20 protein-coding genes are annotated in these 24,914 nt (G+C 71.3%); 17 read left to right on the top strand and 3 right to left on the bottom strand.

Annotation, left to right across the window (positions count from 1 at the left end; all coding sequences use genetic code 11):
• The first annotated feature begins 3 nt into the window (after nucleotides 1–3).
• Entirely contained in the window at nucleotides 4–1,332 is a 1,329-nt protein-coding gene (locus tag O145_RS08620; protein ID WP_043562269.1) for a M18 family aminopeptidase, read from the top strand.
• 130 nt (nucleotides 1,333–1,462) lie between these two features.
• Here the strand turns inward: O145_RS08620 and O145_RS08625 are convergent, their stop codons facing one another.
• Nucleotides 1,463–2,590: an oxidoreductase gene (locus tag O145_RS08625; protein ID WP_043562270.1), complete on the bottom strand. Its 1,128-nt coding sequence runs from the start codon at nucleotides 2,588–2,590 to the stop codon at nucleotides 1,463–1,465.
• A gap of 143 nt (nucleotides 2,591–2,733) precedes the next feature.
• Here O145_RS08625 and O145_RS08630 point away from each other — a divergent pair, with 143 nt between their 5' ends.
• Nucleotides 2,734–3,678, top strand: a complete 945-nt coding sequence (locus O145_RS08630; RefSeq protein WP_043562271.1) for a patatin-like phospholipase family protein — start codon at nucleotides 2,734–2,736, stop codon at nucleotides 3,676–3,678.
• Nucleotides 3,679–3,757: 79 nt separating this feature from the next.
• Here O145_RS08630 and O145_RS08635 read toward each other — a convergent pair whose 3' ends face one another.
• Together O145_RS08635 and O145_RS08640 are read right to left on the bottom strand one after the other, a co-directional pair.
• Entirely contained in the window at nucleotides 3,758–4,276 is a 519-nt protein-coding gene (locus O145_RS08635; protein WP_043562272.1) for an NUDIX hydrolase, read from the bottom strand.
• A 42-nt stretch (nucleotides 4,277–4,318) separates the two neighbouring features.
• On the bottom strand, nucleotides 4,319–5,398 hold the full coding sequence (locus tag O145_RS08640; protein ID WP_043562273.1) for a hypothetical protein: 1,080 nt from the start codon (nucleotides 5,396–5,398) through the stop codon (nucleotides 4,319–4,321).
• Nucleotides 5,399–5,466: 68 nt separating this feature from the next.
• Here O145_RS08640 and O145_RS08645 point away from each other — a divergent pair, with 68 nt between their 5' ends.
• From O145_RS08645 to O145_RS16505, 15 genes are all read left to right on the top strand, one after another.
• Nucleotides 5,467–6,486 carry an alpha/beta fold hydrolase gene (locus O145_RS08645; protein ID WP_043562274.1) on the top strand — a complete coding sequence of 340 codons (1,020 nt, stop codon included), beginning with the start codon at nucleotides 5,467–5,469 and terminating at the stop codon, nucleotides 6,484–6,486.
• 79 nt (nucleotides 6,487–6,565) lie between these two features.
• The gene (locus O145_RS08650) at nucleotides 6,566–7,168 is read left to right on the top strand and encodes a biotin transporter BioY (RefSeq protein ID WP_229118458.1); all 603 of its coding nucleotides are present in this window, start codon (nucleotides 6,566–6,568) and stop codon (nucleotides 7,166–7,168) included.
• Nucleotides 7,169–7,307: 139 nt separating this feature from the next.
• Nucleotides 7,308–8,327 (top strand): bile acid:sodium symporter family protein, encoded by a 1,020-nt coding sequence (locus O145_RS08655; protein ID WP_052374882.1) that lies wholly within the window; start codon nucleotides 7,308–7,310, stop codon nucleotides 8,325–8,327.
• Between the two features lie 62 nt (nucleotides 8,328–8,389).
• Entirely contained in the window at nucleotides 8,390–9,472 is a 1,083-nt protein-coding gene (locus O145_RS08660) for an MsnO8 family LLM class oxidoreductase (protein ID WP_043562276.1), read from the top strand.
• 164 nt (nucleotides 9,473–9,636) lie between these two features.
• Entirely contained in the window at nucleotides 9,637–11,277 is a 1,641-nt protein-coding gene (locus tag O145_RS08665; RefSeq protein ID WP_043562277.1) for an ABC transporter substrate-binding protein, read from the top strand.
• Nucleotides 11,278–11,349: 72 nt separating this feature from the next.
• Complete coding sequence (locus tag O145_RS08670; RefSeq protein ID WP_043562278.1) at nucleotides 11,350–12,279, top strand: ABC transporter permease; 930 nt, start codon at nucleotides 11,350–11,352, stop codon at nucleotides 12,277–12,279.
• Entirely contained in the window at nucleotides 12,272–13,273 is a 1,002-nt protein-coding gene (locus tag O145_RS08675; RefSeq protein ID WP_229118459.1) for an ABC transporter permease, read from the top strand. The genes O145_RS08670 and O145_RS08675 overlap by 8 nt, the downstream gene beginning before the upstream one ends.
• Nucleotides 13,270–15,111 (top strand): dipeptide ABC transporter ATP-binding protein, encoded by a 1,842-nt coding sequence (locus O145_RS08680; protein ID WP_043562279.1) that lies wholly within the window; start codon nucleotides 13,270–13,272, stop codon nucleotides 15,109–15,111. The genes O145_RS08675 and O145_RS08680 overlap by 4 nt, the downstream gene beginning before the upstream one ends.
• Before the next feature lie 244 nt (nucleotides 15,112–15,355).
• Nucleotides 15,356–16,315, top strand: a complete 960-nt coding sequence (locus tag O145_RS08685) for an ABC transporter permease (protein ID WP_043562280.1) — start codon at nucleotides 15,356–15,358, stop codon at nucleotides 16,313–16,315.
• Between the two features lie 29 nt (nucleotides 16,316–16,344).
• The gene (locus O145_RS08690; RefSeq protein WP_043562301.1) at nucleotides 16,345–17,337 is read left to right on the top strand and encodes an ABC transporter permease; all 993 of its coding nucleotides are present in this window, start codon (nucleotides 16,345–16,347) and stop codon (nucleotides 17,335–17,337) included.
• Nucleotides 17,334–19,502 carry an ABC transporter ATP-binding protein gene (locus O145_RS08695; protein ID WP_043562281.1) on the top strand — a complete coding sequence of 723 codons (2,169 nt, stop codon included), beginning with the start codon at nucleotides 17,334–17,336 and terminating at the stop codon, nucleotides 19,500–19,502. Before O145_RS08690 ends, O145_RS08695 begins: the two co-directional genes overlap by 4 nt.
• 234 nt (nucleotides 19,503–19,736) lie before the next feature.
• Entirely contained in the window at nucleotides 19,737–21,410 is a 1,674-nt protein-coding gene (locus O145_RS08700; protein WP_043562282.1) for an ABC transporter family substrate-binding protein, read from the top strand.
• A gap of 202 nt (nucleotides 21,411–21,612) precedes the next feature.
• Nucleotides 21,613–22,425 carry a PH domain-containing protein gene (locus O145_RS08705; RefSeq protein WP_052374883.1) on the top strand — a complete coding sequence of 271 codons (813 nt, stop codon included), beginning with the start codon at nucleotides 21,613–21,615 and terminating at the stop codon, nucleotides 22,423–22,425.
• A 151-nt stretch (nucleotides 22,426–22,576) separates the two neighbouring features.
• Entirely contained in the window at nucleotides 22,577–24,499 is a 1,923-nt protein-coding gene (typA, locus tag O145_RS08710) for a translational GTPase TypA (RefSeq protein WP_043562283.1), read from the top strand.
• 14 nt (nucleotides 24,500–24,513) lie between these two features.
• On the top strand, nucleotides 24,514–24,914 hold a 401-nt coding region (locus O145_RS16505; protein WP_411265952.1), incomplete at its 3' end, for a prolipoprotein diacylglyceryl transferase.

The raw sequence follows: 24,914 nt of genomic DNA on the forward strand, positions 1-24,914 counted from the left end.
CCCATGCCGACCACATCGCCCCGCCCCGCCGCCCCGGATGACACCCTGTGCGACGACGACGCCTACACCGCCGGCCTGGCTGACTTCGTCACCGCCTCCCCGACCAGCTACCACGCGGCCGCCGAGGCGGCTGCGCGCCTGGGCGCCGTCGGCCTGGACGCCGTCGACGAGACCCGGCCCTGGGACGCCGGGCCGCCGCGCCGCGGCTACGTCGTGCGCGACGGCGCGATCATCGCCTGGATCCTGCCCGAGCGGTGCGGGGGGCGTGCGGGCTTCCGGATCATCGGCGCCCACACCGACTCCCCGGCCCTGAGGCTCAAGCCAGGGGCCGCCATGGTGCGCGACGGCCTCCAGGTCCTCAACGTCGAGGTCTACGGCGGCCCGCTGCTCAACTCCTTCCTGGACCGCGAGCTCGGCCTGGCCGGGCGGCTGGTCACCCGCGACGGCGCCGTCCACCTGGTGCGCACCGGCCCGGTCGCGCGCGTGGCCCAGGTCGCCCCGCACCTGGACCGCAGCGTCAACGACTCCCTCCGCCTCGACAGGCAGGCCCACCTGCTGCCGCTGTGGGGCCTGGCCGACGACGGCGCCCGCCCCGACGACCCGGAGCGCTACCTGTGCGGGCTCGCCGGAATCGACCCCGACCAGCTCGCCTTCCACGACGTCCTCACCTTCCCCACCGAGCCGCCCGCCCGCTTCGGGCGCCACGGCGAGCTCCTCGCCTCCTCGCGGCTGGACAACCTCTCCTCCGTCCACGCGGCCCTGGCGGCCCTGGAGGCCGTCGCCCGCGGCGGCGAGACCGGCGAGCCGATCGTCCTGGTCGCCAACGACCACGAGGAGGTCGGCTCCCAGACCCGCTCGGGGGCGGGCGGCCCCTTCCTCGAGACGGTCCTGGGGCGCCTGGCCGGGGCGCTCGGCGTTGACGGCGACGCCCGGGCGGCTATGCTCGCCCGCTCGGTCTGCGTGTCGGCCGACGCCGGGCACGCCGTCCACCCCGGCTACCCCCACCTGCACGACCCGGCGGTCAGGCCCGCCCTCAACCGGGGGCCGCTGATCAAGATCAACGCCCAGCAGCGCTACGCCACCGACGCCGTCGGCACCGCCGTGTGGCTTCGCGCCTGCGACGCCGCAGGCGTGCCCGTGCAGAACTTCGTGTCCAACAACGCCGTCCCCTGCGGGACGACCATCGGCCCCATCACCGCCACGCGGCTGGGGATCACCACGGTGGACGTCGGCCAGGCCCTGCTGTCCATGCACTCCCAGCGGGAGATGTGCGGCGTCGCCGACGGCCCCTGGCTGGCCCGGGCCATGCGGGCCTTCTGGCTGGGGGCGTGAGCCGGCCCTCCCCGCCCTGTTCTCGCCTCGGCCCCCTTCGCCGAGATCGGTCGTACTCCGGCTCGAGATCGGTCCGTGAACCGATCTCAGTGCGGAACTGAACCGATCTCGGCGAAGGGGGCGACGGGTGTCAGCGCCAGGCGCCGCGCCAGTACTGCACCGGCAGCCCGGCCGCCTTCCAGTCGTTGACGCCCAGGTCGTGGGCCCAGCGCACCGGCAGGTACGGCTCGCGCAGGGCCGGGCGGCCCACGGCGACGGCGTCGGCCTGCCCGGTGCCGACGATCTGCTCGGCCTGGGCGGCCTCGGTGATGACGCCGACCGTCACGACCACCGGCTCGCCGCCGCCCGGTGTCGTCGTCCCCGCCACGGCCGCCTTGACCTGCGCGGCCAGGGGCACCTGGTAGCCGGGCCCCACGGGCACCCGGGCCGGCACGTTCGCCCCGCTCGAGACGTGCAGAACGTCCACGCCCGCTGCCACGAGCAGGGGCGCGAGGGCGGCGGTGTCCTCGCCGGTCAGGCCGCCCTCGGTCCAGTCGGTCGCTGACAGGCGGATGTCCAGGACCGCGTCCTCCCCGACCGCCTCGCGCACGGCGGCCGCGGTCTCGAGGGCGAAGCGGCGCCGGCCCTCGGCGGACCCGCCGTAGGCGTCGTCGCGGGTGTTGGACAGCGGGGAGAGGAACTCGTGGATGAGGTAGCCGTGGGCCCCGTGCAGCTCGACGACGTCGTAGCCGGCTGCGACGGCGCGGCGCGCGGCCGCGGCGAAGGCGGCCGTCGTCGCGCGGACCTCCTCCTCGGTGAGCGCGTGCGGCTCGGCGTGCTTCGGGTAGGCGATGGCGCTGGGGCCCACCAGGTCCCAGCCCTCGATGGTGGCGGTGCGCGCCCCCGAGCCGCCGCCGGGGCGCCACGGGGGAGTGCCCGCCTTGCGCCCGCCGTGGCCGAGCTGGACGCCGGCCAGGGCGCCGGCGGCGTGGACTGCCTCGACGATGCGGCGGTGCCCGGCGACCTGAGCGTCGTCCCACAGCCCCAGGTCGAAGGGCGACAGGCGGCCGTTGGGGGTCACCGCCGTGGCCTCCACGATCACGGTGCCGAAGCCTCCCGTGGCGCGCGTGGCGTAGTGCAGGACGTGCCAGTCGGTGGCGACGCCGTCGCGGGCGTCGACGGAGTACATGCACATGGGTGGCAGCCACAGGCGGTTGCGCGCGGTCAGGCCGCGCATGGTCAGAGGCGTCAGGATGGTCGGCGTCGTTGACGGTGTCATGAGAGGCACGCTACGCGCCGGGAGCCCCGCGCGGTACCCCGCGCCGCCCCTTCTCCCCGCCGACGACGGCGCCCGTCCGCGGGGGCGACGAGTGCTGGACGGCCCGGCCGTGACCGGGCCGGCGGCGATAGCCTGAGCCCACCATGACTACCGCGCCGCTACGCCTTCGCCCCGTCCCCTACGGACAGCCCGGCCACGCCCCGGCCCCGATCACCCGCCGCGTGAACGGCGTCGCCCTCGTCTTCGAGGGGGGCGGCATGCGGGGGACCTACACCGCCGCCCTCGTCCAGGTCCTGCTGGAGGCGGGCCTGTTCTTCCCGTGGGTCGGCGGGATCTCGGCGGGCTGCACCAACACCGTCAACATGGTCTCGCGGGACCTGTGGCGCACGCGCGAGGCCTTCGTCGGGCTGACCACGGACCCGCGCACCGGCGGGTGGGGCAGCTTCGTCCGCCGCCAGGGCTACTTCAACTCCGAGTACATCTACCGGCACACCTCCGCCCCCGACGAGACCATCCCCTTCGACTGGCCCGCCTTCAGCAGCACCGAGGCGACCGTGCGCATCGGCTCCTTCCGCTGCGACACCGGCGAGGAGGTCTACTGGGGGCTGGAGGACATGGACGAGATGGCCGATCTCCTGCCGCGCTGCCAGGCGTCGTCGTCCATGCCCGTGCTCATGCCGATCGTCCACATCGACGGCGCCCCCTACCTCGACGGCGCCCTGGGGCCCACGGGCGGCTTCGCCACCGACGCCGCCGCGGCGGACGGATACGAGCGCATGCTGGTGGTCTCCACCCGCCCGGCCGGGTACCGCAAGCCCGAGGAGAAGCGCCCCGGCACCTACCGGCGGCTCTTCCGCCGCTACCCGGCGGTGGCCGAGGGGATCATCTCCCGCCCGTCGAACTACAACCGGACCATGGAGGAGCTCGAGGCGGCGCGCAGCGAGGGCCGCGTCCACCTCTTCCAGCCCGACCGCATGGCGATCGCCAACGGCGAGCTGCGCTACGACCGGGTCGTGGGCGCCTACGAGGCCGGACTCGTCCAGGCGCGCCGGGAGCTGCCGCGCATCCTGGACTTCCTCGGCCTCTGAGCGCCGGGCGCCGCGGTCCGCGGGACAGACATCTTCGGACGAAACAGACGGTGACACCGCCTTCCTCGCCCGAAAATGCCTATCCCGACGAGGCAGGGGCGAAGCCGAAGGCCGTGATCGCCGGGACCGGCCGGCCGCCGTCGAGCTGGGCGGCGAGCAGGTCCATAACGGCCCGCTCGTGCGGGGGCACCCGCTCAGGCAGCTCGTCGAGCGCGAACCAGCGCAGCCCCGCGTTCCTCTCCGGCTCGGCCGCCGCCGGCTCCCCGCTCCAGCGGCGGGCCGTGAAGAAGAAGTCGACCCGCTGCTCCAGGGCGGCCCCGCCGACGTCGTTGGAGCGGTGCACAACTGTCAGCGGCCACAGGTCCCCGGGCGCGACGCCGACACCGACCTCCTCGGCCGCCTCGCGCACGACGGCCTGCACCACCGACTCCCCGGCCTCGACGTGCCCGGCCGCCCCGCAGGCCCAGTGGCCGTCCATGTAGCCGGTGTTGCGCCGCAGCTGGAGGAGCACCCTGGTGCGCCGCCGACCGCCCTCCCGCACGTGACGCAGCATGAGCAGGTAGGCGGCCGGGACGAGGGCGAAGGCGGCGGCGGTCATGGGGCCACGCTAGCGCCTCGCGCGCCGTGCCCCGGGCCGGGCTCAGTCCTCGTCCAGCGCCGCGCCGACCAGACCGGCCAGCTCCTCGACCCGCCCCGGCTCGTCGGTCGGCACGGTGACGACGCTCGGCCACGCGCGAGCGCCCGCGTCCGGGTCGGACCAGCTCACCGGCCCCCACAGCCCCGCGCGCGCCAGAGCCTCCTCGACCGCGCCGAGCGCGCCCGCCGGCCCGCCGTCCGGGCCCGCCGCACCCAGGGCCACGCAGCCCGCCGACACCGGGTTGACGACCCGCAGGCCCCGCGCCCGCAGGCCCGCGCCCAGGCGCTCCCGCAGACGGCGGGCCGCCCGCGCCCGCGGTCGCAGGCCCCGCGGTCCCAGCCCCTCCAGCAGCGCGACCGTCCGCGCGCTCGCGGGCACGGGGGTCAGCGCGGACTCAATGGCCGCCTCGTGCCGGGCGGCGATCCGGCAGGCCTCCAGGCGCAGCTCCTCGCGGCGCCCGCCGCGGGCGGCGCGCATGGCCTCCAGGGTGCGGCCGAGCCCGGCCCCGAGCGCTGCGGCGCGCTCGTCCGCCGGCCGCCGCCCGGGCAGGGTCGCGACGGCGCGCGCCAGGCGCGCCGCCAGCGGGGAGGCGTCCGGCCAGGCCAGCCAGGCGCCGTCGGGCACGGGCAGCAGCTTGCGGGCGCTGGCCACGACGGCGTCCCAGCCCGGGGCCCCGGCGCCCGGCCCCGCCCCGCCCCCGGCCGGCGACCCGTTGGCCGGGGGCGGGGCGCCGATCAGCCGGTCCACCACCGAGTGCGTCGCGTCCAGCACCACCGGGTGGCCGAGCCCCCTGGCGGCGCCGAGCACCGACGTCAGCTCCCGCCCGCCGCGGTTGCCGTAGGTCTCGCAGTGCAGCACGGCCGCGCCGGGCTCCCGGGCCAGGGCCTCGCGCAGCGCGCGCGGGTCGGCCAGCAGGTCCGCGCCGACGTCGACCGGGCGCGCCCTCATCCCCTCCAGCGCGAAGGGCAGCACCATGGTCTCGCAGCGGTAGCGCGGCACCAGGACGGTGCCGACCCCGCCCGCCCGCAGCGCGCGGGCGATGAGCGCCAGGGCCTGCTTCCCGTTGCCCACGAAGGTACGCACCCCGGCAGGCTACCCGCGCCCGCCCGGCCCCGGGCCGCGGAGCCCCGGCTCCCCGCTACCCTGGCGCCGTGCAGACCGCCCTGACCCACATGACCGCCGACGACGGCGCCCGCCTGGCCGTGCGCACCTGGCTGCCCGACGGCGCCGCCCGGCTGCGCACGGACGCCGGCGCCAGGGGCGGCGCGGGCGCCGGCTCGCCGCCCGCCGAGCCGGCGGACCCGCCCCGCGGCGAGCCGCCGAGGGTCGTCATCCAGGTCGTCCACGGCATGACCGAGCACTCGGCGCGCTACGAGCGCCTCGCGACCGCGGCGGTTGCGGCCGGCTACGGCGTGGTCGCCGACGACCACCGCGGCCACGGCCTGACCGCCCCGCCCGGCGGCCTCGGGCACGTCGCCGACCGCGGCGGCTGGGGGCGCGTCCTGGCCGACATATCCGCCGTCCTCGACGCGGTGCGCGCCTCGTGGCCCGGCGCGCCCGTCGTCCTGCTGGGCCACTCCTGGGGCTCCTTCCTGGTACGGCTGCTCGCCGCGCGCCGGGGCCGGGACCTGGCGGGACTGATCGTCATGGGCACGGGCGGGGACCCGGGAGCCGCCGGCCGGCTCGGAGGCGCACTGGGCGCGCTGCTGTGCCGCCTGCGAGGGCCCGCCACCCCCGGCAGGCTGCTGCACGCCCTGGCCTTCGGAGGATTCAGCGGGTTCAACAGGCCCTTCGCCCCGGCTCGCACCGAGGTCGACTGGCTCAGCCGGGACGAGGCCGAGGTGGACGCCTACGTGGCCGACCCGCTGTGCGGCTTCGTGTGCTCCAACGCCTTCTTCCGCGACCTCGCGGCCGGGCCGGGCGCGGCGGCCAGGCCCGCCGTCTACCGGGCGACGCCGAGGGACCTGCCCGTCCTGGTCGCCTCCGGGGACCGGGACCCGGTCGGCGCGGCCGGGAGGGGGCCGCGCCAGGTGGCCGACGCCTACCGGCGCGCGGGCGTGCACGACGTCGTCCTGAGGCTGTACCCCGGCGCGCGCCACGAGGTGCTCAACGAGACCAACCGCGAGGAGGTCACCCGGGACCTGCTCGACTGGATCTCCGCCCGCCTCTGAGGAAACCTACAAGAGCCGTCAGCCGGAACCGGCGCGCATCGGGGATGCTGCGGCGATGGTGCTCACCTACGGTTGTGGCATGGCAATGAACACATCCTCCTTCGCTGACCTGGACGCCGAGAGTGCCCCTGGCGCTGAGAGCACCGCGGGCGCAGCGGCCCGCCCGCTCCCCGCGACCCTCGCCCGCGAGGCCGGGCTCGTCGCGGCAGGCGCCCTCGCGCTCACCCTCATCGGCCAGATCTCGCTGCCGCTTCCCTTCACGCCCGTGCCGGTCACGCTCGGCACCCTCGCCGCGCTCGGGGTCGGCGGCCTGCTCGGCGCGCGCCGGGCACTCGGGTCGGTCGCCCTGTACGCCGCCGCGGGCGCTGCCGGCGCGCCGGTCCTGGCGGGGTGGAGCAGCGGCGCGACCGCGTCCTTCGGGTACGTGCTGGGCTACGCCCTGGCCGCCGTCATCGCCGGGTACGCCCTGACCCGCACCGCCGACGGCGCCCGGCGCCCGCTCCCGGCGCGCATCGGCCTCATGCTGCTCGCCTCCGCGGCCGTCTACGTCCCCGGCCTGGTCTGGCTCAAGATCGCCACCGGCGTCGCCTGGGGCTCCGCCGTCGCGCTGGGCCTGGCGCCCTTCATCGTCGGCGACGCCCTGAAGTCGCTCGTGGCCGCCCTGCTGCCCTCGCGCCGCTGACCGGCGGCTGCGCGCAGTCTGGCCCCGCCGGCCGCGCGCCCGGGCCGCCCCCGCCGGCCCGACAGGCTCGACAGGTTCGACAGGTTCGACTGCCAAGACGGATCATCCGCGCGAGCGGCGTGCGAAGTAAGACAGGGCCATGACATCCCCGACATCCCCGACATCCCCCGAGTCCCCGAGCGCCGAGGACCGCTCCGCCCGCATCGCCGTCACCGTCTTCCCCGTCCTCATCCTGGCGGCGTTCGCGGTCTCCCTGGTCGCGCCCGCGCGGCTCTCCCCGCTGTCGGCGTGGACCAGCATCGCCCTGGGCATCATCATGTTCGGCATGGGCCTGACCCTGACCCCGCCGGACTTCGCGCTCGTCGCCAGGCGGCCGCTGCCGGTCCTGGTCGGCGTCGTCGCCCAGTTCGTCATCATGCCGACGCTCGCCTGGATCCTGGCCAAGGTCTTCGGGCTCGACCCGGCGCTCGCCGCCGGCGTCATCCTCGTCGGCTGCGCGCCGGGCGGCACCTCCTCCAACGTCATCTCCTACCTCGCCAAGGGCGATGTCGCCCTCAGCGTCACCATGACCTCCATCTCCACCCTGCTCGCCCCGCTCATGACGCCGCTGCTCACCAGCTGGCTCGCCGGCCAGTACATGCCGGTCGACGCCGGGGCCATGACCATGAGCATTGTCAAGATGGTCCTGGTCCCCGTCGTCGGCGGCCTGGTCGTCCGCATCCTGTTCGCCAGGGCGGTGGAGAGGGTCCTGCCGGCCATGCCCTGGGTCTCGGTGCTCGGCATCTGCTACGTGGTGCTCGCCGTCGTGTCCAAGTCCGCCGAGAAGATCCTGTCCGCCGGGCTGCTGATCCTCCTCGTCGTCGCCTGCCACAACGTGCTGGGCTACCTGCTCGGCTACGGCGCCGGCCGGATGCTCGGCCGCGACGCCCGGGTGTGCCGGACCATCTCCATCGAGGTCGGCATGCAGAACTCGGGCCTGGCCGCCACCCTGGCGGTGGCCTACTTCTCGCCCGCGGCCGCCCTGCCCGGCGCCGTCTTCTCCACCTGGCACAACCTGTCCGGGGCCGTGCTCGCCGCGATCTACCGCCGCCTGGACGGCCGGTCGCCCGCGGCCGCCCGGGCGGGCGCGCTGTCCGCCCCGCTGCCCTCGCGACGCTGAGGCGGGGCGGAAGGCGGGCCGCGACCGGCGGGGGCGCGCGCGACGGGCCGTAAAGTGCCTCCATGAACGCCGCGCGCCCCGTGCTGTCCGTCCTCGACCTCGTGCCCGCCTCGGCCGGGCGCACCCGCGCCGACGCCCTGCGGGAGATGGTGGACCTGGCCCGCGCCGCCGACGGGGCCGGCTACGCCCGCTACTGGCTCGCCGAGCACCACGGCTCCACCACCTACCTCGCCTCGGCGACCACCATCCTCATGGGGCAGGTCCTGGCCGCCACCGGCCGCATCGGGGTCGCCAGCGGCGGCATTATGCTGCCCAACCACGCGCCCCTGGCCATCGCCGAGCAGATCGGCACGCTGGCCACGCTCTACCCCGGGCGGGTGTGCCTGGGGCTGGGGCGGGCGCCGCGCACCGACCGCATGACCGCGGCGGCCCTGCGCCGTCGCCGGGCCGATCCCGCCAGCTTCGCCGACGAGGTCCTGGAGACCCTGGCCTATCTCGGCGCGATCCCCGACCGCGCGCTGGCGCCGGTCCCGGGCGCGGGCGGGGACGGGCCGGCGGCGCCCGCCCGCCCCGCCGGCCCGGAGCCCCGCGTGCGCGCCATCCCGGGCGAGGGCACCGACCCGGCCGCATGGATCCTCGGCTCGTCGGTCAACGGCGCGCGCGTCGCCGGCACGCTCGGCCTGCCCTTCGCGGTCGCCTCGCACTTCGCGCCCGCCCAGGCGGAGGCCGCCATCACCACCTATCGCGGCCACTTCGGGGGCGACGCCGCCGCCCGCCCGCTGTCCCGGGACGGGAGGCCGCACGTGGCCGCGGGCGTCAACGCCGTCGTCGCCCCGAGTCGGGAGGAGGCCGAGCGGCTGTTCACCACCGCCATGGCGGCCGCCGCGCGCGTCGTCGGCGGCCGGCCCGGGCCGCTGGACGCGCCCGACGACGATCCGCGGGCATGGCGGGCCCTGGCGCCGGGGCGCGAGGACGCGGTGGAGGCGTCCATGGGCCTGTCCTTCGTCGGCACCCCCGACGCCGTCGCCTCCGGCGTCCGCGAGCTGGCCGCGCGCTGGGGCCTGGAGGAGGTCCTGGTGGTCACCTACGTCCACGACGCCGCCGCACGCCGCCGCTCCTACGAGCTGCTCGCCGCCGCCTGGTGAGGCCGGCCCGGGGGCGGGGTGATCGATTCGGCGAAGTATTCGGTCAGGCATTTATGTCCGCAAGGTTACCGAATGGTGTTTAGTATCACTGTTGCGCTGTCAGCGCATCCCCGCCCGGGATACAGCTCGGCTGCTGCTGACAGTGCCGTACGGAGGTAGTTCCCTTGAGCAATCCCAAGATCTCGCGCCGTCACTTCGGCCTGGGGGCCGCAACGGTCGCGGTGCTGTTCGCCGCCGCCTGTGGATCTGACGCGCCCGACGGCGACGCCACCGCCGGCTCGGACGGCCAGGCCGCCGCGAGCGGCGGCAGGCTGACGCTCGCCTACAACTCGGACGGACCGCACAAGGCCTGGGTCGAGGCCGTGTGCAACTCTGTCAGCAACACGCTGGGCATCTCCATGGAGCCGCTGCCCTACGCGCAGTTCTCCGAGCTGCGCCAGCAGATCACCGACCACACGCTCATCGGCGCCTTCCGCTCCGGTTGGCAGGGCGACTACCCCTCCATGGGGAACTTCCTCGGCAGCGTCTACCAGACAGGCGCCGGCTCGAACGACGCCCAGTACTCCGATGCCAACTTCGACGATCTCCTGGCCAAGGCCGCGGCCGCCAAGGACGACAAGACGGCGCTCGGCTTCTACGAGCAGGCCCAGCAGCAGCTCTTCGCGGACCTTCCTGCCGTCCCCCTGTGGTACCAGAACGGCTTCGGCGGGTACTCCAAGAACGTCAGCGGCGTGGCCTTCGACTGGCACGCCGTGCCCCGCTACGAGGCCATCACCACCACTGCCTCCGACGGCATTGTGCGCGCCAATGACACCGAGCCCCAGAACCCCCTGGTCCCCTCCAACACGAATGAGGTGGGCGGGGGCCGTGTTGTCGATCTGCTCTTCGCCGGGCTGGTCGCCTACGAGGCCGACGGCAGCGTGAAGAACGAGGTCGCCGAGTCCATCGAGACGTCCGACAACCAGAGCTTCACGGTCAAGCTCAAGGACGGCTGGACCTTCTCCGACGGCACCCCCGTCACCTCCGACTCCTTCATCAAGGCCTGGAACTACGGCGCCCTGGCGTCCAACACCCAGCTGTCCAACTATTTCTACGAGCTCATCGAGGGCTATTCCGATGAGAAGGACTCCGAGCTCTCCGGGCTGAAGAAGGTCGACGACCTGACATTCACGATCAAGCTCACCGCCCCGGCCTCCGACTTCAAGCTGCGCCTGGGCTACTCCGCCTTCTACCCACTGCCCGAGTCCGCCTATGAGGACATGGCGGCCTTCGGTCAGAAGCCCATCGGCAACGGCCCCTACACCCTGACCAGCTGGGAGCACGACTCCCAGATCGAGCTCGCCGCTAATCCCTCCTACCAGGGCGTCCGCCCGGCCAAGAACAAGGGCATCACCTTCACCATCTACACCGATTACGACTCGGCGTACAACGACCTGCTTGCCGATACCCTCGACGTGCTCGACGCGATTCCGGACTCGGCCCTGTCCTCCTTCAAGGACGAGCTCGGCGAGCGGGCCATCAACCAGCCCGGCGCCGTCATCCAGTGCTTCGCCATCGACGTCAACACCGAGCACTGGAAGATGGACGACGAGGGCCGGGCCCGCCGAGCCGCCCTGTCCCGCGCCATCGACCGCAAGCAGATCTGCGACACCCTGTACTACGAGACCCGCACCCCCGCGTCGGACTTCACCAGCCCCGTCATCGCCGGATGGAAGGACAAGGTGACCGGCAACGAGGTCCTCCAGTTCGATGAGGCCGAGGCCAAGAGCCTGTGGGACAAGGCGGAGGCAATCTCCTCGTACTGATCGACCGCCGGCCGGGCATTGTGCCCGGAGGCTCCGCACACCCGTACGCCCTCCCGCTCTAAGGAGATGCCGATGCTCCGCTACGCCGGGCGCAGGCTCCTGCAGATGATCCCCGTGTTCTTCGGGGCCACGCTGCTCATCTACGCCATGGTCTTCGCGCTGCCGGGCGACCCCGTCGCCGCCCTGGGCGGAGACCGTGCGCTTTCCCCCGCCCTCCAGGCCCAGATCCGCGCCCAGTACAACCTGGACCAGCCCTTCTTCGTCCAGTACCTCCTGTTCCTCAAGGGGATCGCGACCTTCGACCTGGGCACCACCATCCGTGGCTCCAGACCGATTGTCGACGTGCTCGCGGGCGCCTACCCGGTCACGGTCAAGCTCTCGCTCATGGCGCTCGCCTTCGAGGCTGTGGCGGGTATCGCCATTGGCCTGCTCGCCGGAGTGCGCAAGGGCGGGATCTTCGACGCCACGGTCCTGGTCCTGTCTCTCGTGGTCATCGCCGTGCCGACCTTCGTCATCGGCTTCCTCCTGCAGTTCTTCATCGGCGTCAAGCTCGGGTGGCTGCCGGTGACCGTGGGGAGCACCCCGGGATTCAAAGAGCTGCTCATGCCCGCGATCGTGCTCGGGGCGGTCTCCTTCGCCTACGTCCTGCGGCTGACGCGCACGGAGGTCGGGGAGAACCTCTCGGCGGACCACGTCCGCACGGCGCGCGCCAAGGGCCTGTCGGGCGCTCGGGTCATGATCGTGCACGTCCTGCGCAACTCGCTGGTGCCGGTCGTCACCTTCCTCGGCGCGGACCTGGGCTCGCTCATGGGCGGCGCCATCGTGACTGAGGGGATCTTCAACATCAACGGCGTGGGCGGCACGCTCTACCGGGCCATTCTCAATGGAGAGGGCCCCACGGTCGTCGCCTTCACGACGGTGCTCATCCTGGTGTTCATCATCTCCAACCTCCTTGTCGACCTCCTGTACGCAGCCCTCGACCCGAGGATCCGCTATGCCTGACAGCACCGTGAACCAGACTCAGGGCCTGCCCGGGGACCGCCATCGGACCGGGGCGGCCGTCGCCCGCCCGGGCCAGGAGCACTTCGTGGCCGAGACCGACGAGCAGGGCCTGGGCGCCGTCGACGCCGTCGATGACGACTCGGCGCCGGCCTCGATGTGGGGAGAGGCCTGGAAGCAGCTGCGCCGTCGGCCCATCTTCTGGGTCTCCGCCCTGCTCATCGCCGTCGCGGTCCTGCTCGCCGTGGCCCCCGGGCTGATCGCCCGCGCCACCCCCACCTACTGCCAGCTGTCCAACTCCTACGGCCCGCCCACCGCCCAGCACCCCTTCGGCTTCAACCAGCAGGGCTGCGACATCTTCGCCAGGACCGTGTACGGCGCCCGCGCCTCGGTGACCGTGGGTGTGCTCACAACGCTCCTGGTCACCCTGCTGGGTGGGCTCATCGGTGCGCTCGCGGGGTTCTTCGGGGGATTCTTCGACGCGCTGCTCTCGCGCATCACCGACGTGTTCTTCGCCGTGCCCTTCGTGCTGGCCGCCATCGTCGTCATGCAGATGTTCAAGGGCCGGTCATCGGTCATCACCGTCGTCATCGTGCTGGCGATGTTCGGGTGGCCGCAGATCGCCCGCATCACCCGGGGCGCGGTCATGAGCGTGAAGAACGAGGACTTCATCACCGCCTCGGTCTCGCTGGGCAGCGGACGGCTCGCCATCCTGGTGCGCCACGTCCTGCCCAACGCCGCCGCGCCGATCATCGTCACCGCCACCGTCGAGCTCGGCGTCTTCATCGTTGCCGAGGCGACCCTGTCCTTCCTGGGGATCGGGCTGCCCGCCACCATGGTCTCCTGGGGCGCCGACATCGCCGCGGCCAATGCGGCGCTGCGCGACCACATCTCCGTCCTGCTGTACCCCGCGGGCGCCCTCGCGCTCACCGTGCTCGGCTTCGTCATGATGGGCGACGCGGTGCGCGACGCCCTCGATCCGAAGGCTCGCAAGTGACTACTGACAACAACACCGCCGACGGCGCATCCGCCGTGTCCGCCGACGCGTCTGCTGGGGCCGCCGCGTCCGCGGGCGCGCCGTTGCTGCGCGTCGAGGACCTCGAGGTGGCCTTCCGCTCCTCCACCGGGATGGTCCCGGCCGTTCGCCGGGCGAACCTGACGATCTACCCGGGGCAGAGCGTGGCCATCGTCGGGGAGTCCGGCTCGGGGAAGACCACCCTGGCCAATGCCGTCATCGGCCTGCTGCCGGGGACCGGGCGGGTGACCGGGGGCCGCATTCTGTTCGACGGCGAGGACATTGCGCACGCCTCCGACAAGCAGATGCAGCGTCTGCGCGGAAGCCAGATCGGGCTGGTCCCCCAGGACCCCATGACCAACCTCAACCCGGTGTGGTCCATCGGCTTCCAGGTGCGCGAGGCGCTGCGGGCCAACGGGCTGGCGGGCGTGGCGGACGACCGCCTCGCCAAGTTCGCCCCCAGGGAGGCGGGCCCGAGCCAGCCGGGCGAGGACGGGCGGGCGTCCCGGGCTCAGGGCAGGATCGCCGTCTCCGAGCAGGTGGCCCTCCTGCTCGAGGACGCCGGGCTTCCCGACGCCGCCCGCCGCGCCGGGCAGTACCCGCATGAGTTCTCCGGGGGCATGCGCCAGCGCGCCCTGATCGCCATCGGCCTGGCGGCGCGCCCCCGCCTGCTCATTGCCGACGAGCCCACCAGCGCCCTGGACGTGACCGTCCAGCGCCGCATCCTGGACCACCTCGGGCGCCTCACCCACGAGCTGGGCGCGGCGATGCTCTTCGTCACCCACGACCTCGGCCTTGCCGCGGAGCGGGCCGCGCACGTCGTCGTCATGCACCGCGGCCGCGTCGTGGAGTCCGGCCCGAGCCTGGACGTGCTCCAGAACCCGCGCCACCCCTACACCCGCCGACTCGTCGAGGCGGCGCCCTCGCTGGCCTCCCACCGCATCGAGGCCGCGCACGCCGAAGGCATCCAGGTCGCCTCCGACGAGCTGGGCGTCCACGAGATCGCGGAGGACGCCCCGGAGATCCTCCGGGTGGAGCACCTGACCAAGGTCTTCGACGTGCGCGGGGCCAAGGGCGCGGACGCGCATGTGAAGGCCGTCGATGACGTCACCTTCGGGGTGCGCCGCGGCACGACGACGGCTCTGGTCGGGGAGTCCGGCTCGGGCAAGTCCACGGTGGCGAACATCATCCTCAACCTGATCGACCCCACCGAGGGCAAGGTCTTCCACGACGGCGTCGACCTGTCGACCCTGAGGGGCAAGCAGCTCTTCGAGCTGCGGCGCATTATGCAGCCCGTCTTCCAGAACCCCTACGGCTCTCTGGACCCGATGTACTCCATCTACCGGATCGTCGAGGAGCCGCTGCGGGTGCACGGCGTGGGCGGTCGCAAGGAGCGCAACGAGCGCATCGCCGAGCTGCTCGACATGGTCGCCCTGCCGCGCTCGGTCATGCGGCGCTATCCCAATGAGCTCTCCGGCGGCCAGCGCCAGCGCGTGGCCATCGCCCGGGCCCTGGCCCTGCGACCCGAGATCGTCGTGCTGGACGAGGCCGTCTCGGCTCTCGACGTGCTCGTCCAGGCGCAGATTCTGCGGCTGCTGGCCGATCTGCAGGGAGAGCTGGACCTGACCTACCTGTTCATCACCCACGACCTGGCGGTCGTGCGCCAGATCGCCGACGACATCGTGGTCATGGAGAAGGGGCGCGTGGTCGAGACCGGGCACGCGGACGACCTGTTCGCCCGCCCGCGCGAGGCCTACACGCGCGAGCTGATCGACGCCGTCCCGGGCGCCCGGATCGCCCTGTACGGGGCGGCGGACTGACGCCCGGCACGGGACCCGCCGGCGGCGGGCACCGCCGTGGGGCCCGCCGCCTGTGAGATGTGCATCACGCGGAGTGTGTACGCCTGGTTTCGCGATGCGGGTACCCTGTCCCAGAACCGTCAGGACATGACGCCTGGTCCTCATCAGGGCTGGGTGCGGTGCTGGCGGGGATGTCCGCAACACCGGCCGGACGGTCACTCGTCGCCCGTCCGAACCCCGTCGGTATCCCGGAAGAGAAGACCGAATGCTCCCGTATCTAGCGAGAAGGATCGCGAACTACGCGCTCCTGCTGTTCATCGCGACATCCTTGGCGTACATCCTCGCCTCGGCCTCCCTGGACCCCGCGAATAACTGGAACCGCGAGGACACCACCCTCAACTGGGAGGCGATCAACGCCAACCTCATCCAGTACAACATCAGCTCCGAGCTGCCCGTATGGGGGCGCTACGTCACCTGGCTCAAGACCGTGGTCACGTCATGGGACTGGGGAGTGACTCCCAAGGGCGAGTCGATCAACGGCCTGATCGGCACCAAGATCGCGGTGTCTGTCCGCCTGGTCTTCCTCGGTGCCGCCATCGGCATGATCGGCGGCGTGGCGCTGGGCGCGTGGACCGCTACCCGCCAGTACCGGTTCTCGGACCGCGTCGTGTCCCTCATCGCCATGATCGTCATCTCCACCCCGGCCATGGTCATCGCCATCATGCTGCAGGTCATCGCCGTACAGATCAACCAGCGCACCGGCTACCGGATCTTCGAGTTCACCGGTGAGGGGGAGGGAGTCGCGGGCAGGCTTCAGCACCTGCTGCTGCCGACCCTGTCGATGTCCTTGGGGGCGGTCGCCTCCTACTCCCGCTACCAGCGCAATCTCATGCTCGACACCCTGGGCGCCGACTACGTGCGCACCGCGCGGGCCAAGGGACTCGTCAAGCGCAAGGCCGTCACCCGGCACGCCCTGCGCACCGCCCTGATCCCCATGGCCACCTACTTCGCCTTCGCCCTGGCGGCCCTGTTCACCGGGGCCGCGATCACCGAACGCGTCTACGGCTGGCACGGCATGGGCGAGTACTCCATCAACTCCATCTCCCAGTACGACATCAACGGCATCACGGCTGTGGTCGCTTTCTCCGGCTTGTGCACGCTCACCGGCGCGCTCCTGTCCGACGTCTTCGTCGCCATCGTCGATCCGCGAGTGAGGGTGAGCTGACCGTGACGACCACCAGGAACCCCAACGGCATGGACTCGATCGGCAAGCCCGGCACGGTTGGCGCCGCCGCATCACCGGCTGCCGAGCAGCTGGGGGAGTCCCCCCTGACCGGTCACGAGGCGGGCGAGGGCACCAAGGACAACCCTCGGGAGTCCAAGCGCCTGACGCGCGGCCAGATCACCGTGCGCCGCTTCCTGCGCAACAGGACCGCGGTCATGGGCGTGATCGGCTTCGCAGTGATCGCCCTCATGGCGCTCTTCGGCAATCACATCGGCCAGTGGGGGTACACCGACGTCGACAACACCGCCTTCCTGGCCCCGCCCGGGCCGAGGCACTGGTTCGGCACCACCCAGGGGGGGCGAGACGTTTTCGCTCTGGTGGTCGAGGGCACCCGCAAGTCAATGCTCATCGGCGTGTGCGTCGCCCTCCTCCAGACCGGCATCGCGGCGATCATCGGATCCTCAGCCGCCTACTTCGGCGGCTGGTGGGAGCGGATCGCCCTGTGGTTCACCGACATGCTTCTGGTGGTGCCCTCCTTCCTCATTATCGCCATCCTGTCCCAGCGGGCCGGCGCGGCGAGGGGGTCGATCGTCCTGTTCATTGTGCTCCTGGCGGGATTCGGGTGGATGCTCACCGCGCGCGTGGTGCGCTCCCTGACTCTGAGCGTGAAGAACCTCGACTACGTGAACGCTGCTCGCTTCATGAACGTGCGCAGCCCCATTATTATCGCCCGTCACATTATCCCGAACATCGCATCACTGCTCATTATCGACGCCACCGTCAATGTTGCTTACGCCGTCATCAGTGAGACCACACTGTCCTACTTCGGCTTCGGTGTCCAGGCGCCCAACACCTCGCTGGGCACCCTCATCGCCGAGGGCCAGCGTTCGGCGACCACTTACCCGTGGATCTTCCTGGCTCCCGCTTTCGTCCTGGTGGTGATGCTCGTGTGCGTCAATTTCATGGGCGATGGCCTGCGGGACGCTATTGACCCCTCGTCCAAGTCCGGAGGCAAGGCATGAGCCGTACCCGAACCGCCGCCAAGGCCAAGAACGCAGCCCCGGAGGCTCTGCCCGACCCGACGGCGGACGCCCCTCTGCTGGAGGTGAAGGACCTGGCGGTCTCCTTCCCCTCCGAGGACGGGCGCGTCAACGCCGTGCGCGGGGTCAGTATCTCGGTGGCTCGCGGCGAGGTCCTCGCACTGGTGGGCGAGTCCGGCTCAGGCAAGTCGGTCACCTCGACCGCGGTCATGGGTCTGCTCGATGAGTCCGCCGAGGTCTCCGGATCGGTGCGCCTGCACGGGACCGAGCTGCTGGGGCGCTCGGACGCCTACATGTCGAAGATTCGCGGCGTTCAGCTCTCCATGGTCTTCCAGGACCCTCTCAGCGCCCTGACGCCCGTCTACACGGTCGGGGACCAGATCGTCGAGGCGCTCAAGATCCACAGCTCGGACATGTCCGACGCCGACGCCGGCGCCCGCGCCGTCGAGCTGCTCGACCTGGTGGGCATCCCCAACCCCGAGGTGCGCGCCAAGGCCTATCCGCACGAGTTCTCGGGCGGGATGCGCCAGCGCGCCATTATCGCTATTGCGATCGCCAACGACCCCGACCTGATCATCGCCGATGAGCCCACCACCGCTCTGGACGTCACCATCCAGGCCCAGATCCTCGACGTGCTGCGCACCGCCCAGAGGGAGACGGGCGCCGGCGTCATTATGATCACCCACGACCTGGGAGTTGTGGCCGGCATGGCGGACCGGGTCGCGGTCATGTACGCCGGACGGATTGTGGAGACCGGGGACGTCGATGACATCTTCTACCGCTCCCGGATGCCCTACACGATCGGCCTGCTCGGCTCGCTGCCGCGCCTGGACGCCCGCAAGGACTCGGCCCTGGCCACGCTGGACGGCAATCCGCCCTCCCTGCTCGAGCTGCCCGAGGGGTGCCCCTTCGCGCCCCGCTGCCCCATGTCCACAGCGGAGTGCCTCGACGGCGAGCCCGAACTCGTACCTGTGCGGGAAACGAGTACCGACGCCTTGGGCGACCCGGCGGCCGAGACGCAGCGCAGCGCCTGCCGCCGCTTCGCCGAGATCGAGGCGCGCGGCCTGGACTACACCGACATCTTCCCGGTGCCCGAGCTCAAAACCGCCGAGGTCATGGACCTGCCGCACGCCAAGCGCCCGGAGGTGCTGCGAGTGACGGACATGGTCAAGGAGTTCCCGCTCATGAAGGGAGCGGTGTTCAAGCGGCGCGTGGGCACCGTCCACGCCGTGGACGGCATCTCCTTCGATGTCCGCAAGGGCGAGACCCTGGCGATCGTCGGCGAATCAGGATGCGGCAAGACGACAACCCTTATGGAGGTTCTGGGCCTTCAGGCCCCCCAGAAGGGTAAGATCGTCGTCCTGGGAAAGGACACCTCCGGGCTCCGGCGCTCGGGACGCAAGGCGGTGCGGCGCGATCTGCAGATCGTCTTCCAGGACCCCATGGCCTCCCTGGACCCCCGGTTGCCGATCTACGACATCATTGCCGAGCCGCTGCGCGCCAACGGCTGGAAGAAGGAGACTATTGGACCGCGGGTCGATGAGCTCATGAAGCTCGTGGGCCTGGAGCCGAGCCACGCCAATCGCTACCCGCGCAACTTCTCCGGAGGCCAGCGTCAACGCATCGGCATTGCTCGGGCGCTCGCCCTGGAGCCCAAGATCCTGGTGCTGGACGAGCCGGTCTCGGCCCTGGACGTGTCCATCCAGGCCGGTGTCATCAACCTGCTTGACGAGTTGCGTGCGACGCTGGGGCTGAGCTACCTCTTTGTGGCCCACGACCTGTCGGTTGTGCGGCACATCGCCGATCGGGTCGCCGTGATGTACCTGGGGCGGATCGTGGAGATCGGGGACGTCGACACGGTCTTCGAGGCCCCCGCCCATCCGTACACCCAGGCGCTGCTCTCCGCGATCCCCATCCCGGATCCCGCCAAGGAACGCGACCGCAGCCGCATTATTCTCCAGGGAGACCTGCCCAACCCCGCGAACCCGCCCTCAGGATGCCGCTTCCGCACGCGCTGCCAGAAGTTCGCCAACGAGCTCTCCGACGACCAGCGGCTGGCCTGCGTGGAGGCCATGCCGCGTTTCACCGGGCTCGGAGAGGATCACAGGGTGGCCTGCCACTACTCGGAGCAGGCGAATGTGTTCTGAGTCGTGGGGCGCCTGCAGCCCGGCACCTGGGGGAGGGCCTCGTTGTCCCGGGAAGGCGGACGCCGGTCAGCCGCGGCCTGGCGCGGGTGTTGACTGCGGTGCCTCCCCATTGTATGAGATATTTGACATTGTCCCCGACGGCGGGGACATCCTCCGGAGGTCTCCTCCCCGAGACCCGACCCGCGTAATGGCACACGGGTCGTCTTCCGCCAACCCCATATGAACGGAGTTCCCATGATGATCAATCGACGACTCTTCCTCGGAGGGTCCGCTTCCGCGGCCGCCCTCGCTGTTCTCGCGGCATGCGCGAAGACTGACTCGGGGGAGAGCTCCGGAGGCGGCGCTTCCGGCTTCAACCCTCAGGATCGTTCGGCTCTCAAGCAGGGCGGCGAGCTGAGGTTCTCGATCACCTCGACGATCGCCAACTGGAACCGGTCCACGGTGGACGGCAACAGCGTCAACCTGGACAATATCTATGCCTTCGTCATGCCCTACGCCGTTCTGTGGACGGAGGACGGCTCTCCTTCTCCCAACCCCAACTTCTTCACCACCCTGGAGGCGGAGGACGCCGGCGGCAAGACGGTGGTGACCGCGACTGTCAATGACAAGGCCGTATGGGGCAACGGGCGCCCCATGGACTCCGAGGACATTCGCGAGAGCTTGATTCACGGCACGGACGAGAACTATGCCTGGGCCTCCACCGACAACTACGACCAGATCGAGAAGATTGACATCGTCGACAAGCTCACGGCGAAGATCACCTTCAAGACGATCTTCCCCGACTGGACGAACATGGTGGCCTCTCTCGCCCCCAAGGAGCTCATGGCCAAGGCTGACACCTTCAACAAGTCCATGGCGGGCAACGGGGCCTTCAACAACGACTACTTCGCCGGGCCCTTCAAGATCGATTCCTATGATGAGTCCCAGCAGCTGGTCACCCTCGTTCCCAATGACAAGTGGTGGGGAGACGCCCCACTCCTGGACAAGGTGACCTTCCGCGTTCTCGACTCCGCAGCCGAGGCCACGTCCTTCGCGAACAGCGCCATCGACGTCATCTCCTACATCATCTCCGCCGACGTCTACAACCAGGCCAGCGGCCGTTCTGATGCCGAGATTCGTCAGAACGTCGGCCGTCAGTGGCGCCACTTCACCATTAACGCCTCCTCCGGCCCTCTGGCCGAGGAACCCGTTCGCCAGGCCATCCTGCGCGCCTGCGACCGCGAGGCGATCGCCGCCTCCGACCTGGCCGGGCTGCCGGTGGAGGTCGATAAGCTGCTGCTGGGCAACCGCTTCTTCCTCACCGTCCAGGAGGGCTACCAGGACAACTCCGGGGACTGGAGCCACGACCCCGAGGCGGCCAAGAAGCTCCTCGACGAGGCGGGCTGGAAGGAGGGCTCCGACGGCATCCGTGTGAAGAACGGCCAGCGACTCACCTTCGCCTTCACCCTTCCATCGGGGACGCCGACCAGCGAGAACGAGGGCAACCTCCTGCAGTCGCAGCTCAAGGACGTGGGCATTGAGATGACGATGCAGACCGTGGAGACGAACAAGTACTTCACTGACTACGTGAACCCGAAGAACTATGGGATCACCGCCTTCACCTGGCAGAAGACCCAGTACCCGATGGCCAATATCAAGCAGATCTACGGCACGGGCAGCGAGTCCAACTTCACCGGCCAGTCGGTCCCCGAGATTGACAGCTACATTGTCAAGATCTCTACCACGAACGATGCGCAGGAGCGCTACCGGATGACCAACGAGGTCGACAAGCTCGTCTGGCAGCATGTCATGAATATCCCGATCTATGAGCGCCGCGAGCTCACCGCCGTGCCCAAGAACCTGGCGAACTACGGCGCCATGGGCCTGTCCTCGGTGTACGCCGAGAACATCGGCTACATGGCCGACTGAGCAGGCCGCGCCCCGAGCGCCACCGGCCCGGGCCGTATCCCGTATAATCCCGCGCACGCATGGCGGGGAGCGGCCCGGGCCGGTTCGCGTGGACGGCGGTGCTCGGGTCGCCGGTGGGGGAACCGTGACAGAGAGGTTACTGCGGGTGGGAGCGCAGGTCGCTCGTGCGGCTGGGAGACGGCCGACTGAGTAGGATCGGGGAGTGCCCACCATTATTGTCCGTTCGCTGCTCGGCCGTCTGGGAACGCTCGTTGTGGGCGTGGGAATCGTTTACGTGGTCGCCGCGGTCTGGCTGTCAGGCGGTGCCGTCCCCGGACTTAGGGCGCTGGCCTGGGGCGGCCTGCTGCTCCTGGCGGTGTGGGCGCTGTGGTGGGCGCCGCAGCTGCGTCTGGACGACGACGCCCTGACCGTGCGCAATGCCTGGCGCAGCCACAGTCTCGCCTGGGAGAGTGTGAAGACCTGCCATACCCGCTGGATCCTGGAGGTGGTCACCCATGATGGGACGATCGTCAGGGCCTCGGCGGCTCAGCGCGCCGGTGGGCTGAGCGCCTCGATGCGCGGACGGCGGGAGATGCTCCGCAGAGCTGGGAAGGGGACGCGGGGTACTGTCGGTACTGTCGATGCTGTCGCCGGCGCTCTGGGGCACCGCCCGATCCGCGACGAGTACCTCGATCCGGGTGAGTCGATCTATTGCACGCGCCTGGACGCCGACGCGGCCGGTGACCTCATCAGCGCCTACGCTGCCAGGCGCGCCGACCATCAGCGCCTTCAGGCGCGTCAGGCGCGCCGACGGGCGAGGATGGGCAGGCGACGGGACCCAGAAGGCGCACGCGCCGGCAGCGGCTCCCCTCAGAGGGCCGGGGACGGCAATGTCGAAGATAGCAGCGCCGCCGGCGCGGTGGACGGGGGCGTCACCCAGGGCGGCTGGGTCCGCTCCCGGATCAATCTGCTACCCATCGTCGTCGGCTGTGGGCTTCTGCTCCTGCTCGCCTGCACGCAGATTGTCGCGGCCTGAGAGGGGGGAGTGAGAGGGCGCACAGTGCCCGTGTCATCCCCGTCATGGCGGCCGCCGCGCCGCGACCTCTACCCTTGGCCCGCTGTGCGCCAGCGGCGGGCCCGCGCCCTGACCGCGCCCCGGCGCCCCTCGGACGGAAGAAGTGCCTTACATGACAGTGCGCCAGGACCTGCGCAACGTCGCCATCGTCGCCCATGTCGACCACGGCAAGACGACCCTCGTCGACGCCATGCTCTGGGAGGCCGGGGCCTTCGGCGCCCGCGCCACCGAGGAGAACACGACCGAGCGCGTCATGGACTCCGGCGAGCTCGAGCGCGAGAAGGGCATCACCATCCTGGCCAAGAACACGGCCGTCCACTACCGCGGTCCCGCCGCCGTCGCCGCCGGGCTTCCCGAGGGCATCACCATTAACGTCATCGACACCCCCGGGCACGCCGACTTCGGCGGCGAGGTCGAGCGCGGCCTGTCCATGGTCGACGGCGTCGTCCTGCTCGTGGACGCCTCGGAGGGGCCACTGCCGCAGACCCGCTTCGTGCTGCGCAAGGCGCTGGCCGCGAGCCTGCCGGTCATCCTCGTGGTCAACAAGGTTGACCGCCCCGACTCGCGCATCGGCGAGGTCGTCTCTGAGTCCACCGACCTGCTGCTCTCGCTGGCCTCCGACCTGGCCGACGAGCACCCCGACATCGACCTGGACGCCGTCCTCGACCTTCCCGTCATCTACGCCTCCGCCAAGGCGCGCCGCGCCGACACCGTCCAGCCCGCCGACGGCGATCTGCCCGCCAGCAAGAACCTCGAGCCGCTCTTCCGCACCATTATCGAGCGCATCCCCGGCCCCTCCTACGACGAGGGCGCCCCCCTCCAGGCGCACGTGACCAACCTGGACGCCTCGCCATTCCTCGGCCGCCTCGCCCTGCTGCGCATCCGGGGCGGGTCCCTGCGCAAGGGGCAGGTCGTGGCCTGGGCAAGGCACGACGGCTCCCTGTCCACCGCCCGGGTCTCCGAGCTGCTCGTCACCGAGGGCCTGGACCGCAGGCCCGCCGAGGAGGCCCACGCGGGCGACATCGTCGCCGTTGCCGGCATTGAGGACATCACCATCGGCGAGTCCCTCGTCGATCCCGACGACCCGCGCCCTCTCCCGCTGATCACGGTGGACGACCCGGCCATCTCCATGACCATCGGCATCAACACCTCTCCCATGGCCGGCCGCACCAAGGGCGCCAAGGTCACGGCCCGCCAGGTCAAGGACCGCCTGGACCGCGAGCTGGTCGGTAACGTCTCTCTGCGCGTGCTGCCCGCCGGGCGCCCCGACGCCTGGGAGGTCCAGGGGCGCGGCGAGCTGGCGCTGGCGATCCTGGTGGAGCAGATGCGCCGCGAGGGCTTCGAGCTGACCGTCGGCAAGCCGCAGGTCGTCACCCGCACCATCGACGGCAGGCGCCACGAGCCGGTCGAGCGCACGACCATTGACGTCCCCGAGGAGTACCTGGGTGCCGTCACCCAGCTCATGGCCGCCCGCAAGGGCCGTATGGAGACCATGATCAACCACGGCACCGGCTGGATCCGCATGGAGTTCCTGGTGCCGGCGCGCGGGCTCATCGGCTTCCGCACCCAGTTCCTCACCGAGACCCGCGGCACGGGCATCGCCTCGTCCATCGCCGAGGGCTACGAGCCCTGGGCCGGGCAGATCGTGGCCCGCACCACCGGCTCGCTCGTCTCCGACCGCGCCGGGGCCGTCACCGCCTACGCCCTCATCCGCCTGGCGGACCGCGGCACCTTCTTCGTCGAGCCCGGGCAGGAGACCTATGAGGGCCAGGTCGTCGGCGAGAACCCGCGCAACGAGGACATGGACGTCAATGTGGTCCGCGAGAAGCAGCAGACCAACATGCGCTCGTCCACGGCCGACTCTTTCGAGGGCCTTGTGCCGCCGCGCAGGCTGTCCCTGGAGGAGGCCCTTGAGTTCGCCTCCGACGACGAGTGCGTCGAGGTCACCCCGGAGGCCGTGCGCATCCGCAAGGTCATCCTCAATTCCCAGGAGCGGTTCAAGGACGCCGCTCGCCGCCGCCGTGCCAACGCTTGAGTAAGAATGCGACCATGACCGACGACGTCACCCCTCCCGCCGGCACCCGTCACAACGAGGATGCCGTGGCCGCCCCGCAGACGGCCGACGCCCGCATCTCCTCTCCGGAGGAGATCTCCCACGACCTCAGCGCCACAACGCCGGATATTGCGGGCGAGCCGCACCCGGAGGACGGCGGTGCTGGTGGTGTGGAATCCGACGACGATCCCACGGCCCAGGCCGACGCCGTCGAGCCTGCTGAGCCTGCCGGCGACGGGGACTCGGCGCCCGGGCCCGGTGAGGCCGGGAGTGCGGACGTTGAGTCCGAGGAGCCCGGGCCCGCTGAGGGTGCTGAGGCCGAGGTCTCGGAGGAGCCGGAGGCTTCCCAGGCTGAGTCCGACGCCGGGGCTGAGTCGGGTGCTGACGCCGTTGAGTC

The organism is Actinomyces israelii DSM 43320, from assembly GCF_000711965.1.
GTDB classification, from domain to species: domain Bacteria; phylum Actinomycetota; class Actinomycetes; order Actinomycetales; family Actinomycetaceae; genus Actinomyces; species Actinomyces israelii.